The organism is Arthrobacter sp. TJ-217, assembly GCF_058269255.1.
Window position 1 is genome coordinate 23,505 of sequence record NZ_JBZCNJ010000009.1, and the last position, 15,257, is coordinate 38,761.

At 68.3% G+C, this 15,257-nt stretch carries 12 protein-coding genes; 11 read left to right on the forward strand and 1 reads right to left on the reverse strand.

Going from position 1 to position 15,257, the window contains the following annotated elements; genetic code table 11:
- The first annotated feature begins 1 nt into the window (after position 1).
- The 9 genes from gatA (at position 2) to ectB (ending at position 11,558) form a co-directional block, all read left to right on the forward strand.
- A complete protein-coding gene (gene gatA / locus AC4D2R_RS15155) occupies positions 2–1,507 on the forward strand; it encodes an Asp-tRNA(Asn)/Glu-tRNA(Gln) amidotransferase subunit GatA (protein WP_490940963.1) in 1,506 nt (501 codons plus the stop codon).
- Positions 1,507–3,021 carry an Asp-tRNA(Asn)/Glu-tRNA(Gln) amidotransferase subunit GatB gene (gene gatB / locus AC4D2R_RS15160; protein ID WP_490940964.1) on the forward strand — a complete coding sequence of 505 codons (1,515 nt, stop codon included), beginning with the start codon at positions 1,507–1,509 and terminating at the stop codon, positions 3,019–3,021. The genes gatA and gatB overlap by 1 nt, the downstream gene beginning before the upstream one ends.
- 247 nt (positions 3,022–3,268) lie before the next feature.
- Positions 3,269–4,192 (forward strand): aminoglycoside phosphotransferase family protein, encoded by a 924-nt coding sequence (locus AC4D2R_RS15165; RefSeq protein WP_490941107.1) that lies wholly within the window; start codon positions 3,269–3,271, stop codon positions 4,190–4,192.
- Between the two features lie 230 nt (positions 4,193–4,422).
- Positions 4,423–5,466: an L-threonine 3-dehydrogenase gene (gene tdh / locus AC4D2R_RS15170; protein WP_490940965.1), complete on the forward strand. Its 1,044-nt coding sequence runs from the start codon at positions 4,423–4,425 to the stop codon at positions 5,464–5,466.
- 18 nt (positions 5,467–5,484) lie between these two features.
- Positions 5,485–6,684, forward strand: coding sequence for a glycine C-acetyltransferase (locus AC4D2R_RS15175; protein ID WP_490940966.1), 1,200 nt, complete (start codon positions 5,485–5,487; stop codon positions 6,682–6,684).
- A gap of 98 nt (positions 6,685–6,782) precedes the next feature.
- The gene (locus AC4D2R_RS15180; RefSeq protein ID WP_490940967.1) at positions 6,783–7,910 is read left to right on the forward strand and encodes an NAD(P)/FAD-dependent oxidoreductase; all 1,128 of its coding nucleotides are present in this window, start codon (positions 6,783–6,785) and stop codon (positions 7,908–7,910) included.
- An 88-nt stretch (positions 7,911–7,998) separates the two neighbouring features.
- The gene (locus tag AC4D2R_RS15185; RefSeq protein ID WP_490940968.1) at positions 7,999–8,481 is read left to right on the forward strand and encodes a cation:proton antiporter regulatory subunit; all 483 of its coding nucleotides are present in this window, start codon (positions 7,999–8,001) and stop codon (positions 8,479–8,481) included.
- A gap of 3 nt (positions 8,482–8,484) precedes the next feature.
- A complete protein-coding gene (locus AC4D2R_RS15190; protein WP_490940969.1) occupies positions 8,485–9,669 on the forward strand; it encodes a cation:proton antiporter in 1,185 nt (394 codons plus the stop codon).
- Positions 9,670–10,238: 569 nt separating this feature from the next.
- Positions 10,239–11,558, forward strand: coding sequence for a diaminobutyrate--2-oxoglutarate transaminase (gene ectB / locus AC4D2R_RS15195; protein WP_490940970.1), 1,320 nt, complete (start codon positions 10,239–10,241; stop codon positions 11,556–11,558).
- A 137-nt stretch (positions 11,559–11,695) separates the two neighbouring features.
- Here ectB and AC4D2R_RS15200 read toward each other — a convergent pair whose 3' ends face one another.
- On the reverse strand, positions 11,696–12,703 hold the full coding sequence (locus AC4D2R_RS15200; protein ID WP_490940971.1) for a M20/M25/M40 family metallo-hydrolase: 1,008 nt from the start codon (positions 12,701–12,703) through the stop codon (positions 11,696–11,698).
- A gap of 178 nt (positions 12,704–12,881) precedes the next feature.
- On the opposite strand from AC4D2R_RS15200, the gene AC4D2R_RS15205 reads away from it, so the two are divergent.
- Positions 12,882–13,610, forward strand: coding sequence for a 4'-phosphopantetheinyl transferase family protein (locus AC4D2R_RS15205; protein WP_490940972.1), 729 nt, complete (start codon positions 12,882–12,884; stop codon positions 13,608–13,610).
- 199 nt (positions 13,611–13,809) lie between these two features.
- Entirely contained in the window at positions 13,810–15,123 is a 1,314-nt protein-coding gene (locus AC4D2R_RS15210) for an aspartate kinase (protein WP_490941108.1), read from the forward strand.
- Positions 15,124–15,257 lie beyond the last annotated feature (134 nt).

The following is a 15,257-nucleotide window of genomic DNA, read 5'->3' on the forward strand; positions in this document are numbered from 1 at the left end:
GATGAGCGACATCATCCGACTGAGCGCCGCGGCGCTCTCGCAGAAGCTGCAGTCCGGCGAGGTTTCCGCCGTCGAGGCCACCCAGGCCCACCTTGACCGCATCGCGGCCGTTGACGGCGCCGTCAACGCCTTCCTCCACGTCAACACCGAAGAGGCGCTGCTCGTGGCGGCCGAGGTCGACAAGGCCCGCGCCGACGGCGACGTGCTCCACCCTCTCGCCGGCGTGCCCATCGCGGTCAAGGACCTCATCGTCACCAAGGGTCAACCCACGACCGCCGGTTCGAAGATCCTCGAGGGCTGGCACAGCCCGTACGACGCAACCGTCGTCCGCCGGTTGCGCGATGCGCGCATGCCGATTCTCGGCAAGACGAACCTCGACGAGTTCGCCATGGGGTCCTCGACCGAGCACTCCGCATACGGGCCCACCCGCAACCCCTGGGACCTCGACCGGATTCCGGGCGGCTCCGGCGGAGGCTCCGCGGCCGCCGTCGCGGCCTTTGAGGCGCCCCTGGCCCTCGGCACCGACACCGGCGGCTCCATCCGCCAGCCCGGCGCCGTCACCGGCACCGTCGGCGTCAAGCCCACCTACGGCGGCGTCTCGCGCTACGGGGCGATCGCCATGGCCTCCTCGCTCGACCAGATCGGCCCCGTTTCGCGCACAGTGCTCGACTCCGCACTGCTCCACGAGGTGATCGGCGGCCACGACCCGCACGATTCGACCTCGCTGACCGACCCGGTGGGGGCGCTCGTCGAGGCAGCCGCCCGCGGCGAGGTCAAGGGCCTGCGCATCGGCGTCATCAAGGAACTCCAGGGCGAGGGCTACCAGGCCGGCGTCCTGAACCGCTTCGCGGAATCCCTCGACCTGCTCCGCGGAGCAGGCGCCGAGATCGTCGAGGTCTCCTGCCCGAACTTCAAGTACGCCCTTGGCGCCTACTACCTGATCATGCCCTCGGAGGCCTCGAGCAACCTGGCCAAGTACGACGGCGTGCGCTTCGGCCTGCGCGTCGTGCCCGACGGCGCCCCGACCATCGAGCGCGTCATGGGGGCCACCCGGGCCGCGGGCTTCGGCGACGAGGTCAAGCGCCGCATCATCCTCGGCACCTACGCCCTGAGCGCCGGCTACTACGACGCCTACTACGGCTCGGCCCAGAAGGTGCGCACGCTGATCCAGCGCGACTTCGCCGCCGCCTTCGGGCAGGCCGACGTCCTGATTTCCCCGACCGCGCCCACGACGGCGTTCAAACTCGGTGAAAAGCTCAACGATCCGCTGGCGATGTACCTCAACGACGTCGCCACCATCCCCGCCAACATGGCAGGGATCCCCGGGCTCTCCCTGCCCGGCGGGCTCGCCGACGAGGACAACCTGCCGGTGGGCATCCAGCTGCTTGCCCCCGCACGGAAGGACGCCCGGCTCTACCGCGTGGGCGCCGTGCTCGAAGCGCTGCTCGAAGACAAGTGGGGCGGACCGCTCCTGGCGCAGGCCCCCGACCTTGCAGGAGTGAAGTAATGACGGCCGTTACCGAAGAAATCCTTTCCTTCGACGAGGCAATGGAAAAGTACGACCCGGTCCTCGGATTCGAGGTGCACGTCGAGCTGAACACCAAGACCAAGATGTTCTCCTCGGCCCCCAACGCTTTTGGGGACACCCCGAACACGAACATCACCCCGGTGGACCTCGGCCTGCCCGGGGTGCTGCCCGTGATCAACAGGGTCGCCGTCGAGTCATCGATCAAGATCGGGCTGGCCCTTGGCTGCAAGATCGCCGAGCGGTGCCACTTCGCGCGGAAGAACTACTTCTACCCCGACACCCCGAAGAACTTCCAGACCTCCCAGTACGACGAGCCGATCGCCTACGACGGCTCGATCGACATCGAACTCGCCGACGGCACGGTGTTCACCGTTGAGATCGAGCGCGCGCACATGGAGGAGGACGCCGGGAAGCTGACCCACATGGGCGGCTCGACCGGGCGCATCCACGGGGCCGAGTTCTCCCTCGTCGACTACAACCGGGCAGGCGTTCCCCTCGTGGAGATCGTCACAAAGCCCATCGTCGGCGCCGGTTCGCGCGCCCCCGAGCTGGCCAAGGCCTACGTCGCCGCAATCCGCGAAATCGTGAAGAACCTCGGCGTATCCGACGCCCGGATGGAGCGCGGCAACGTGCGCTGCGACGCGAACGTGTCCCTGATGCCCAAGGGCACGACGAAGTTCGGCACCCGCACCGAGACGAAGAACGTCAACTCCCTGCGCTCCGTCGAGCACGCCGTCACCTACGAGATCCAGCGGCACGCCGCGGTCCTCGACTCCGGTGCCGCAATCGTGCAGGAGACCCGCCACTGGCACGAGGACACCCGTTCCACGACGGCCGGGCGGCCCAAGTCCGACGCCGACGACTACCGCTACTTCCCGGAGCCCGACCTCGTTCCCGTCGTCACGAACGAGGCCTGGATCGAGAAGCTGCGCTCCGAACTGCCCGAGCCCCCCGCCGAGCGCCGCAAGCGCCTTCAGGCCGACTGGGGCTACTCCGACGCCGAGTTCCGCGACGTCGTCAACGCAGGCGTCATGACGTCGGTCGAAGACACGATCGCCGCCGGAGTCACCCCCGCTGTCGCCCGCAAGTGGTGGATGGGCGAGATCTCCCGCCGCGCCAAGGTCGCCGACGTCGAGCCCGCCGAGCTCGGAGTCACTCCAGAGCTGATCGTCGAGCTCAACGCGCTGATCGAATCGGGCAAGATCAACGACAAGCTCTCCCGCGAGGTGCTCGACGGCGTCCTCGCCGGTGAGGGCACCCCGGCCGAGGTCGTGGAGGCGCGCGGCCTTGCCGTTGTCTCCGACGACGGGCCGCTCCTTGAGGCGATCGACGGAGCCCTCGCGGCCCAGCCCGACGTTGCCGATAAGATCCGCGGCGGCAAGGTCCAGGCCGTCGGCGCGATTGTGGGCGGCGTCATGAAGGCAACCCGCGGGCAGGCCGACGCCGGCCGCGTGCGCGAACTGATCCTGCAGCGCCTCGGCGTCGAGGGCTGAGGACCGGCAGCGCTCCCCACTGATCACCCCTGCCCACCGACAGCACCGCGTCGGTGGGCAGGGGTGTTTCCGGGCGTGCTTCCGGTCGCCCCTGGGAGGAATCCAAGCACGGGTGCCCACTGACACAATGGCACCGGCGGGCATGTCCGGACCTGCCCAGTGAAACGGGCCGGTCAGTGGGCAGCCCCGCAGACACAGCCCGCGATGTGGGAACACGAACCGAAGGGGGAGGACGCCGGTGGCCAACATGCCGGGCGCCGAGGTCGGGATAACCCCGGGACTCGTCCGCGCGCTGCTCGAGGAGCAGCACCCCGACCTCGCCGGGCTCGAGCTGCGGCCCGCCGACGAGGGCTGGGACAACCGGCTCTACCGGCTGGGCGGCTCCCTCGTGGTCCGCCTGCCCCGGAGGGCCTCCGCGGCGCAGCTGATGCTCAATGAACAGCGCTGGCTCCCCGGCCTCGCCGCCGCGTTGGGGCCTTCCGTTGCCGTCGGCACATCGGCGCCGTTGCGTACAGGATCGCCGTCCGCCCTCTACCCCTGGCACTGGAGCATCTGTGCGTGGCACCCCGGGCGCAGTGCGGCAACGGCTTCCCCCGCCGAACGGGACCAGGCAGCCGAACCGCTCGCCGCGTTCCTCACCGCCTTCGGCACGCCGGCCCCGCCAGAAGCGCCGGTCAGCCCCGTCGGGCGCGGCGGACCCCTCACGGGAAGGGACGCCGCAGTGCAGGAGCGCTTTGCCCAGCTCGCGCCGGTCCTGGGACCCGGGCCGACGGAACGGTTGGGGGAGGTGTGGGCAGCCGCGTGCGCCGTTCCCGCATGGACGGGGCCCGCGCTGTGGCTGCACGGCGACCTCCATGCCGGGAACCTCGTATTGACCCGCGCGGGCGGGCTCTCGGCCGTCGTCGACTTCGGCGACCTCACCAGCGGTGACCCCGCCACCGACCTCGCCGCCGCGTGGCTCGTCTTCGCCCCCGACGCCCGGCGCCGGTTCATGGCTGCGGTCGATGCGGTGCGGCCCACCGACGCCGCCACCTGGCAGCGGGCCCGCGGCTGGGCGCTGAGCATGGCCGGCGCCATGCTTGCCTCCTCCGACGACCAGCCGGTGTTCCGCAGCCTCGGACACCAGGGCATCCGGGCCGTCCTCGAGGACGCCGGTCCCGGACCGGGCTGACCGCACAACCAGCCTGCCCGGTCAACTCCTCCCATCGGTGGTCATATCCGGACATGCCCACCGGCCGGCGGCCGTCAGTGGGCAGGACCGCGGCGGGCTCCGGAGGTGGGGGAGGGCCGGTCCTTCCGCGACCACTGATAATCTGAATTCGGCTGTCACCGCAGCCACACAGGAAACCTCCCCCGTGCAGCGCAACCCGCCGCCCGCGCGGGAGGTGGGGAAGGACGCACGTGAAGGCGCTGTACAAGGCCGGGGCAAAAGCCGGCTTCGAAATGGTCGACCGCCCGGAGCCCACAGTGGGACTTGGCGAAGTGAAGATCCGCGTGATGACCACCGGGATCTGCGGAACCGACCTCCACATCGAATCCTGGGACTCCTGGGCGCAGGGCATGATCAACGCCCCGCTCATTCCAGGCCACGAATTCTACGGCGAGGTTGTCGAACTCGGCGGCGGGGTCCGGGACGTGCGCATCGGAGACCGGGTCTCCGGCGAGGGGCACATCGTCTGCGGCATCTGCCGGAACTGCCGCGCCGGCCGCCGCCAGATGTGCATCCACACCTCGAGCGTGGGCGTGCAGCGCGACGGCGCCTTCGCCGAATACGTGGTGATCCCCGAAACGAACGCCTGGGTGCACCGCGACGAGATCAGCCCCGAGCTCGGCGCGATCTTCGACCCCTTCGGCAATGCGGTCCACACCGCCCTGAGCTTCCCGCTGGTCGGGGAAGATGTCCTGATCACCGGCGCCGGGCCGATCGGCCTCATGGCCGTCGCCGTCGCCCGCCACGCCGGAGCGCGCAAGATCGCCATCACCGACGTCGCCGCACCGAGGCTTGAACTGGCACGCGCCGTCGGGGCCGACATCGCCGTGGACGTCAGCCGCATGCGCATTTCCGAGGCACAGCGGGAACTGGGGATGAAGGAGGGATTCGACATTGGAATGGAGATGTCGGGCCACGCCTCCGCCCTTCCCGAAATGATCGACAACATGAACCACGGCGGGAAGATCGCCATGCTCGGCCTGCCCTCGGAGTCCATCTCGATCGACTGGGGCAAGGTCGTCACCCACATGCTGACCCTCAAGGGCATCTACGGGCGGGAGATGTTCGAAACCTGGTACGCCATGAGCGCGATGCTTTCCTCGAACGCCGGCCTGCGCGATGCCGTCGCGAGCGTGGTCACCGACACCCTTCCCGCATCGCGCTGGCAGGAAGGCTTCGACACGGCCCGCCGCGGTGCAAGCGGCAAAGTGGTCCTCGACTGGACAGCCCTCTAAGACTTAAGGAGAAGCACAATGTACACCTCAGTTCGGGACCAGCTCACCGGTGAGCTTGACGACATCCGCGGTGCGGGCCTCTTCAAGCATGAGCGCCGCATCTCCTCGCCGCAGTCGAGCCACATCCGCGCCGGAAGCCTCGACGGCGGCTCGGCGGACGTGCTCAACTTCTGCGCCAACAACTACCTCGGGCTCGCCGACCACCCCGACATCATCGCCTCGGCCAAATCCGCGCTCGACGAGCGCGGCTTCGGCATGGCCTCGGTGCGGTTCATCTGCGGCACCTCGGACCTCCACCTCGACCTCGAGAAGCGGGTCTCGGAGTTCCTCGGAACCGAGGACACCATCCTTTTCTCCTCCTGCTTCGACGCGAACGGGGGAGTCTTCGAATCGCTGCTGAGCGCCGAGGACGCCGTCATCTCCGACGCCCTCAACCATGCTTCGATCATCGACGGCATCCGGCTGAGCAAGGCCAAGCGTTTCCGGTACGCCAACCGGGACATGTCCGATCTCGAGGCGAAACTCAAGGAGGCGTCGACGGCCCGACGCCGCCTGATCGTCACCGACGGCGTCTTTTCGATGGACGGCTACCTCGCGCCGCTTGAGGCGATCTGCGACCTCGCGGAGAAGCACGACGCCCTGGTCATGGTCGATGACTCCCACGCCGTCGGGTTCATGGGCGCCACCGGCGCGGGCACCCCGGAGCACGCAGGTGTGAGCGGGCGCGTGGATATCTACACCGGTACCTTCGGCAAGGCCCTCGGGGGAGCCTCCGGCGGTTACGTCGCGGCCCGGAGCGAGATCGTTGCGCTGCTGCGCCAGCGCGCCCGTCCCTACCTCTTCTCCAACTCGCTGGCCCCGTCGATCGTCGCAGCGACCCTCACGGCCCTCGACATGGTGCAGAACAGCGCAGACCTCCGCGCCGCCCTGACGGCGAACGCCGCTCACTTCCGGCGCCGGATGACCGAGGAGGGCTTCGACCTGCTCGAAGGCGAGCACGCAATCATCCCGGTGATGTTCGGCGATGCAGTGCTTGCGGCACGGACCGCCGATGCAATGCTGGCCCACGGCGTCTTTGTCACGGCGTTCAGCTACCCGGTTGTACCCAAGGGCGCCGCCCGCATCAGGGTCCAGCTCTCCGCGGCCCACAGCAGCGAAGACATCGAAGCCTGCGTTGCGGCGTTCGTCGCCGCACGCGCTGAAACCGCCGGCAGCTGACACCTCCGCCCGGTTTCCTTGCATCCGGCCGGCGCCCAGCAGCCGGGGCGCCGGCGTGCTGGGGCGTGCCCGGCCAGGGATGCGCCTAGGATGGCGCAATGAAGCTCACCTGCGAGGTGCTGATCATCGGCGGAGGCATTGCGGGCCTGTCGCTGGCCTCCGAGCTGGCCGGCCAGCCCGCCTACCGGGTGGCTCCCGGCCGGGCACCCAGGGTCATCCTGGTCGAGGCGGAACCGACCCTCGGCTACCACACCTCGTCCCGTTCGGCCCGCCAGCTGATCCCCAGCTACGGTCCGCCCGTCGTCCGAAACCTCACCCGGCGCACCCTCGACCTCCTTGCCGGCGTGCAGGAACGGACCTCGCTGGCACTGACCGCGCCGCGGAGCTTCCTGCTCATCGGCAGCGAAGCCGACGTGGCCGCCAAGGCGAGCGGGTCGATGCGCGAGGTGTCCCACGCCGAGGCGCTGCGGCTGTGCCCCCAGCTGCTTCCCGACACCTTTAAGGCCGCCGGGCTCGACACTACCTGCGTGGGGACGGACACCGACGCGCTGCTTGAGTACCACCGGGCCGAGGCAGCGGCATTCGGCGCGCTGATCGTAACGGGTGCGCGCGTCACCGCGGCCCGCCGGGAGGCCCGGGGATGGCACGTCACGGCGGGGGAGCACACACTGTCCGCCCGGGTGATCGTCAACGCGGCGGGCGCCTGGGCCGACGGGATCGCCGGCATGTGCGGAGCCCAACCCCAGGCGCTGGTGCCCTACCGGCGCACCGCAGCAGTGGTCACCGCCGCGGCACAGCCCGCGCCGGGCACGCCGATGGTCGCCGCCGCCGACGACTCCTTCTACTTCCGCCGCGACGAATCCGGCGTGCTCATCTCGCCGAGCGAGAGCGTGCCGAGCATTCCCGAGGACGCACGCCCCAATCCGGGAGACGTGGAGGCCCTGATCGGGCGGCTGAACCGGCTGACGACCCTCGGCATCACGGGCGTCGTCAGGAAGTGGACCGGGCTCAGGACCTCCCCGCCGAGCGGCCTTCCGGTCGTGGGCTTCGATCCGGAGATTGACAGTTTCTTCTGGTTGGCAGGCCAGGGCGGCTACGGGTTCCAGACATCCTCGGCCGTGGCCGAACTTGCTGCGTCCCTGCTGACCGGATCAGCGCCGAGGGACCCTCAGGCGGCCTCCGAACTCACACCAGCCGCCGCGCGCCGAAATTCCTCCTCCGGATAGGCTGATCGTTCCGTGAAGTCATACCAAAGTGCGCACCCGCGTTCCCGAGGCTGGCAGCGGCACAGCCGGTCGGGCATAGAATCCTTCAATGAACGTTGATGAAGTACCCCTGCCCGGAATTGGGGTCCGCCGGGACATCGAAACGGCCTCGGGCCGCCGCATCGGCATCGTCGCGCACCGGGAAGGGAGCCTCGACCTGATTATCTCGGCGGTCAGCGACCCGGATGCCTGCGTCGCTTCGATCCCGCTGACCCCCGATGAGGCTGCAACGATCGGGAACCTGCTCGGCGCGCGGCACCTCGTGGCCCGGCTCACCGAGGAGCACCGCGACCTCCCCGGGGTGACCACGCGGCAGTTCCTCGTCGAGCGCGGCTCACCCTTCGCCGGCCGGCCCCTCGGTGATACGCGCATGCGGTCCCGGTCGGGCGCCTCGGTGGTGGCCGTGCTCAGTTCCGGCGAGGTCCAGGCTTCGCCCACCCCGGACTTCGTCCTTGCAGCCGGTGACCTTCTGGTGGTCGTTGGAACCTCGGAAGGTCTCGACACCGCGGCGGAAATCCTGCGGCACGGCTAAGCAGTGCACACAACTGCGCTCACCCTGATTGAACTTGGTGCTGTTCTGCTGTGCCTCGGAGTGCTGGGCCGCCTGGCGGGGCGCTTCGGCCTCTCGCCCATCCCGCTCTACCTGGTGGGAGGGCTCTTCTTCGGGCAGGGCGGGTTCCTCGAGCTGGAGGGGATTGCGCGGTTCAGCGAGGTGGCCAGCGAGATCGGCGTCGTCCTCCTGCTGCTGATGCTCGGGCTCGCGTACACGGCGACGGAGCTCGTCACGGGCATGCGCCAGTCCTGGATGGCCGGGGTGGTCGACGCCGTCCTCAACTTCCTGCCCGGGGCAGCCGTGGCCCTGATCCTCGGCTGGGGGCCCGTCGGCGCGCTCGTCATGGGCGGAGTGACCTACATTTCCTCCTCCGGGATCGCGGCGAAGGTAATCAGCGACCTGGGGCGCCTTGGCAACCGGGAGACACCGACCGTCCTGGCCATCCTCGTCTTCGAGGACCTCGCGATGGCCGTGTACCTCCCGATCCTCACCGCGGTCCTCGCCGGGCTGAGCTTCGTCGCGGGAGTCCAGACGGTGGGCATCTCCCTCGTCGCTGTGACAGTTGTGCTTGTCGTTGCGCTGCGCTGGGGCAACGTCGTCTCTGCGATCGTTGACAGCAAGGACCGTGAGGTTTTCCTCCTGACCCTGATCGGAGCGGCGCTGCTTGTGGCAGGGCTCGCTTCGGCAGTGCAGGTCTCCGCTGCGGTCGGGGCATTCCTCCTCGGCATTGCCATCTCCGGGGTCACCGCCGAAAGTGCCGCGCGGGTGCTCGAACCGCTGCGTGACCTCTTCGCTGCAATCTTCTTCGTTGTGTTCGGGCTGAACACCGACCCGGCCTTGATACCGCCCGTCCTCGGCTGGGCGGTCCTGCTCGCCGTGGTGACCGCGGCAACCAAGATCGCCACCGGATGGTGGGCGGCGGCCCGGCAGGGCGTTGGCCCCCGCGGCAGGGCACGAGCCGGAACGGCGCTGGTGGCCCGGGGCGAGTTCTCAATCGTCATTGCCGGTCTGGCCGTCGCCTCGGGTGCCGTGCACAGTGAGATCGCTCCGCTGGCTACGACCTACGTCCTCATCATGGCCATCCTCGGGCCGATCCTCGCACGGATCGCGGAGCCGGCCATGGGGCTGCGCAAACGCTGGCGCGCGCAACAGCCGCTTCAGGCCTGACCTGTTCGCTCCTGAGCCGGAAGGGCTTGCCGGGACTCGGGCTGACCCGTTGGAGTTTCCGGCCGGGAAAAGATGCTCTGGTCAACCTCAGTAGATGACGCTACGGTGATTGAACGGTGAATTCGCCCGCCGAGCAGCAGGGCGAACCAGCGTAGGTCTCGCGCTACCGGTGCTGTTCGTGGTCTCCACTGCTCTGCTTGGTCTCCACTGCCGCGCCGGTCATGGCAGGCCGACGCTGCCCGAAGGGTTATCCCTCCGTTGGCCTCGACAGTGCACGCGATGTGCGGATCATACCCGCCGGATCGTGCGCCAGGCCCCAGCCAGCCCGTCTGGCACTCATTCCCGCGCACCGCGGCGTTCCGCAGTGAATCTGCCCACGCGCGGCACCACACTTCCCAGCCCCGCATCGAAAATTCCCTTGACACCGGAATGGATCAGGAAGGCCACCGCCTCGACCTGACTTCCGTAGCCGGTGGACGGCGCGCTCCGGCGGCCGGCCGACCGGATCCGATGAAGAGCTGCCTGGACGGAGACCGCCAGACGGGCAGCGACAGACCGAAGGAAGACCAGTGACGGATATTTTTGAAACCCTCGAATCCGAAGTCCGCAGTTACTGCCGCGGTTGGGACACAGTCTTTGAACGCGCCGCGGGAAGCATGCTCTACAGCGAGGACGGCAAGGAGTACGTTGACTTCTTTTCCGGCGCCGGGGCACTGAATTACGGACACAACAATCCGCTGCTGCTTAAGCCGCTGATCGAGTATCTCCAGTCGGGCGCCATTGTCCATTCCCTTGACATGAAGACTCCTGCAAAGCGGAACTTCCTCGAGACCTTCCGCGAGCTCATCCTCGCGCCGCGGGCCCTTGACTACAAGGTGATGTTCCCCGGCCCCACGGGGACGAACACGGTTGAGTCGGCGTTGAAGCTTGCCCGGAAGGTTACCGGAAGGCATCACATCCTCGGCTTCACCAACGCATTCCACGGCATGACCCTCGGCTCGCTGTCCGTCACGGGCAACTCAATGAAGCGCCGGGGGGCCGGAATTCCCCTGACGAACACGTCGAGTATTCCCTATGACGGATACCTCGACGGGGGTGAGGATTTCCAGTGGCTCAGCCGGATCCTCGAGGACAGCGGCTCGGGTCTGGATCTGCCGGCGGCGGTTATTGTCGAGACGGTCCAGGGCGAAGGCGGGCTCAGGACCGCGCGCCCGTCCTGGCTCAGGGGACTCGCCGAGATCTGCCGCCAGCATGGCGTACTCCTCATCGTCGACGACGTGCAGGCAGGATGCGGGCGCACCGGAACCTTCTTCAGCTTCGAGGAGGCGGGCATCATTCCGGATATCGTCTGCCTCTCGAAATCGATCTCGGGCTTCGGACTGCCCATGGCCCTGACGTTGTTCAGGCCGGAACTCGATATCTGGAAGCACGGTGAGCACAACGGCACGTTCCGCGGCCACAACCCCGCCTTCGTGACCGGTGCCGCGGCTCTGCGCCACTTCTGGTCCGGGCCTGAATTCGAAGCCCAGATTGCCGCGCGGTCGGTTCAACTCCACGACGGGCTCGAACAGATCGCAGTGCGCACCGAGGGAGCCCGGGTGCGCGGACGCGGAATGATGGCCGGCATCTACTACCCCGACCCGAACACGGCGGGGAACATCGCCTCCGAAGCCTTTGCCCGGGGTCTGCTCGTCGAAACCTCAGGACCGAAGGGGGAGGTGCTGAAGACCCTTCCCGCACTGACCATCGAGACGAGCGAGCTGCGCCGGGGACTGGACATCCTCGCCGATGCCGCGGGAGCTGTCACCGGATCGGTTCCGCAGCAGGTCCCGGAAGCGGCTGCCCCGCCGTTCGACGGGGAGACCGTCAGCTACAGCGGAGCAAGCTAGGCCCGCTGCGGCACACGGCCCGGGCCCGCTCGGGCCGTGTGCCGCACCTGCGGGCCCTGCTGCCGGGGCAGCCCCGCTGGGCCATGGAAGCGCGTTCGGCCGGAGATGGCGGACCCGGGCCGGGTCCTGCGGCGGACCTACTCCGGCGGCGGAGCCATGGCGAAAGCCCTTGTCGCGTAGGCCAGGGCCCCTGTCATTTCGCTGAGCATCTCGGGGTCAACATTGTCGATGGTGTCGCAGCGCTCGTGGTAGCAGGGGTCGTGTACCCGCCCTGCCGTTCCACCGTGAAGCCGCGCCTCTGAGTCGGTCTTGATTCCGGTGTCCCCGGTGAAAAGCCCGCCGACCGCGATCCCGGCCTCCTGAAAGGCCAGGTAGTCCGACCCGCCGTCCAGGAACGCTGGCTCGGTGGCCAGCTCGTTCTGTTCGAAATAATCGAGGAAGACATTCTCGATGGCGTCCGAGCCCTTCGGCCCGCCGTCCGAATCCGAGCCGTCGCCGTCGTAGACGAAACGGACTCCGTTCGGTGATCCGACCATGTCGAGATTGAGGTTGAGGGCCGTCCTGTCGACCTCCTCCCCGCTCAGCTCGGAGACATAGTGGTTTGAGCCATAGAATCCGTCTTCCTCGCCGCCCCAAAACGCGAAACGGACCCGGTTGGCCGGCTCGATCCCGCTTTCCGCCAACCAGGCGGCAGTCTCGAGGATGGCGGCCACACCGGTTGCGTTGTCGTTGATCCCGGGGCCTTCGGCCACGGAGTCGAGGTGCCCGCCCACCACAACGGTGTGCTCGGCGCTGCCCGGGCTGTCCGCCAGGATGTTGAAGGATTGAACTTCCTGGCCGGTCCAGTCATTGCGGTAGCTGAATTGCTGCCGGACGGGCACATACCCGGCCTCGCGCAGCTGCTCCTCGACATACCGGGCAGACTCCTCGTAGCCGGAGGTGCCGGAGGCGCGGATTCCCCCCTCCGCGTCGGCGACCGCCTGCAGTGCCCCAACATGGGCGAAGACATCGCGATCGCCGACGACTTCCCGAATCTCGTCTGCGTCTCCGGCCGACGTCGGGACAAGCGGCGGCGGGGAAGAACATGAGGTGAGCGCTGCCAGCACCAGGCCGGCGGCGACCGCCAATCGTGTTCGGGATTTCATTCAGGTCCTCCTTCGATGAACCTCATAGGTCGCCCACCGACGCAGAAGTGCCTTTGAGACGGCCAAGCCTACCTACCATTCGTAGGCATAGGCTGTGATGGATGTCACCAACTACGGAAAAGTCAGGGTCCGGCCGCGAAGGCGGACACCGGCTTTTCCCGCCGGCTCCGGAGGCGAAATGGAAAACGCGGCAGATGGCGTAATCGACGGCGTTTTTCTCGCCGCGCGGCGCCTCTCCGAGGTGGACCCCGCGCTCGCCGTCCTGCTCGATGACGCGGAGCGGCGCAGGGCCGCCGCCTTCCGCCAGCCGGCCCAGCGCCAGCGGTTCCTTGCCGGGCGCATCCTGCTCAGGCAACACGCCGCCCGGCTGGTGCAGGAGGCCCCTGAGCGGCTGCGGGCAGACTACCGGTGTCCCACCTGCTCCCCGGGAGACGGTGCCCACGGCCAGCCCTGGTACACCCTGCCCGGACACGGCCCCGAACCTGCTCTCCGCATGAGCCTCAGCAGGTCCGGAGACTGGTGCCTGAGCGCGGGAAGTGTTGATCCCGGCATCTCCGGCCTCGGGGTCGACCTTGAAGGCCCCTCGCTGCCGGGACCTGAAGGCTTCGAGGAGGTTGCGCTGGCGCCGGGGGAGCTGAAACAGCTCTCCCGGGTATGGAAGGCACGGCGCTCCGCCTCGACGATACGGTTCTGGGTCCGCAAGGAGGCGGTGCTGAAGGCGTTGGGCACCGGCATGGACGTTGATCCGTCGAGTCTTGACGTCTCCGCGGCCGTTCCCGTGATGCCTGGCGGGGAGCAATTGAGTGGTCAGTGGCAGACCCGGGACATCACGCCCCGTTCTGTCGGGCTGCCCGGGGGATTCACTGCGGCATTGGCGGTATTCCGCAGATCACGGGGCACTGCCTAGGTCAAGAACGGCTCCCGCCCAAGGTTTTTCCAAGGTGCTGGTCACACAGTCGAAAGGTGACCGAAGCCCAAACCCTGCACCCCGCTCCTGATTGACCCAGGAGGCCGTCTTGAATAATTTCCTGCATGGATCCGATGCTCCATCCGGGCCCGAGCTTTCCTCTGTAGCGCCCCTGCTGCCGGAACCTGCGGTCACCTCGGTGGTCCCGGCGGGCGCCCCGGGAGCAGTACCACGCCCGGCGGGTCCCGACACGAGCCTCATCGTGCAGAAATACGGTGGTTCCTCGGTCGCCGATGCGGCCGGGATCCTCCGCGCCGCCCGCCGCATCGCGGAAACCCGGGCAGCAGGGCACCGCGTTGTCGCGGTGGTTTCGGCAATGGGCGATACGACCGATGAGCTGCTCGACCTTGCGGCCGCGGTCTCGACCCGCCCGCATCCCCGGGCCCTCGATGCCCTGATCGCCACCGGCGAGCTGGTGTCGATGGCTGCCCTCGCGCTTGCCCTGGCGGACCTCGGGGAGGACGTAACCACCTTCACGGGCAGTCAGGCGGGGCTCATCACCGACAACCTCCACGGTAAGGCGCACATCCTCGACGTCCGGCCCGAGCGGATCGTCTCCTGCCTGGAGCGGGGCGGAATCGCAGTCGTCGCCGGATTCCAGGGCCGGACCCGCAGGAAGAAGTCACTCACGACGCTTGGACGGGGTGGGTCCGACCTCACCGCCGTCGCACTTGCCGCAGCGCTTGGCGCAAGCATCTGCGAGATCTACACCGACGTCGACGGCGTCTATACGGCCGACCCGCGGGTTGTCCCCACAGCCCGCAAGATCGATGTGATCTCCAGCGAGGAGATGCTCGAGTTCGCCGCATCCGGGGCGAAGATCCTGCATCTGAGGTGCGTCGAGTACGCGCGCCGTTTCGGCGTCCCCCTCCATGTGCGCTCCTCCTTCGCCCAGCACCGGGGAACGCTGATCCTGCCGAGCCTCGACCGGCGGCCCGGGGAACCCGCACGGGAACAACCGGTGATCACCGAGGTGGTCGGGGCCAATTCCAGCGCCCGGATCACTGTCGTCGGGGTGCCGGAGGGCCCGGACTCCACGGCCCGGATCGTGCACGACCTCGCCGGATCGGGCCTGACCCTGGAAACGATCGTCAAGAGCCCAAGGCCCGCCGACACAGGACGTACCGACATCTCCTTCACCATTCCCGCAGCCGAGGCCCCCGCCGCCATGGAAGCGCTCGAGTCGGCGCGGACCGACATCGCGTTCGAAGGCATTGAGATCAACGAGCACGTGGGGAGGGTATCGGTCGCCGGACTTGGCATGCGGTCCTCGCCCCATGTCTTCTCAACGTTCTTTCGGGCACTCTCCGACGCCGGCATCGACATGGAGCTTGTCGAGATCTCCGAAATCTGCATAGCGGCGGTCACCCGGACCGGCCAGCTTGACGCCGCCGTCCACGCCGTCCGAGAGGCTTTCGGCCTGGTCCCTGCCGGCGAGGAGGCGTCGGCCTAGCCCGGGACCATGCAGTTCATTGACGCTTCCGCGGGCAACACCGCGGTTGGAGAAACTTGGCACCGGCCACCTGGCCCGGCGTCACCACCAGGGACGGCAGGAAAGCACCCCGGCGCACGGCGCCGTTCCGAAAC

Bases quoted from the DNA above. Each gene is read 5' to 3' on its own strand.
- gatA (WP_490940963.1), top strand. From the start codon at position 2: ATGAGCGACATCATCCGACTGAGCGCCGCGGCGCTCTCGCAGAAGCTG.
- gatB (WP_490940964.1), top strand. From the start codon at position 1,507: ATGACGGCCGTTACCGAAGAAATCCTTTCCTTCGACGAGGCAATGGAA.
- AC4D2R_RS15165 (WP_490941107.1), top strand. From the start codon at position 3,269: ATGCCGGGCGCCGAGGTCGGGATAACCCCGGGACTCGTCCGCGCGCTG.
- AC4D2R_RS15175 (WP_490940966.1), top strand. From the start codon at position 5,485: ATGTACACCTCAGTTCGGGACCAGCTCACCGGTGAGCTTGACGACATC.
- AC4D2R_RS15180 (WP_490940967.1), top strand. From the start codon at position 6,783: ATGAAGCTCACCTGCGAGGTGCTGATCATCGGCGGAGGCATTGCGGGC.
- AC4D2R_RS15185 (WP_490940968.1), top strand. From the start codon at position 7,999: ATGAACGTTGATGAAGTACCCCTGCCCGGAATTGGGGTCCGCCGGGAC.
- AC4D2R_RS15200 (WP_490940971.1), bottom strand. From the start codon at position 12,703: ATGAAATCCCGAACACGATTGGCGGTCGCCGCCGGCCTGGTGCTGGCA.
- AC4D2R_RS15205 (WP_490940972.1), top strand. From the start codon at position 12,882: ATGGAAAACGCGGCAGATGGCGTAATCGACGGCGTTTTTCTCGCCGCG.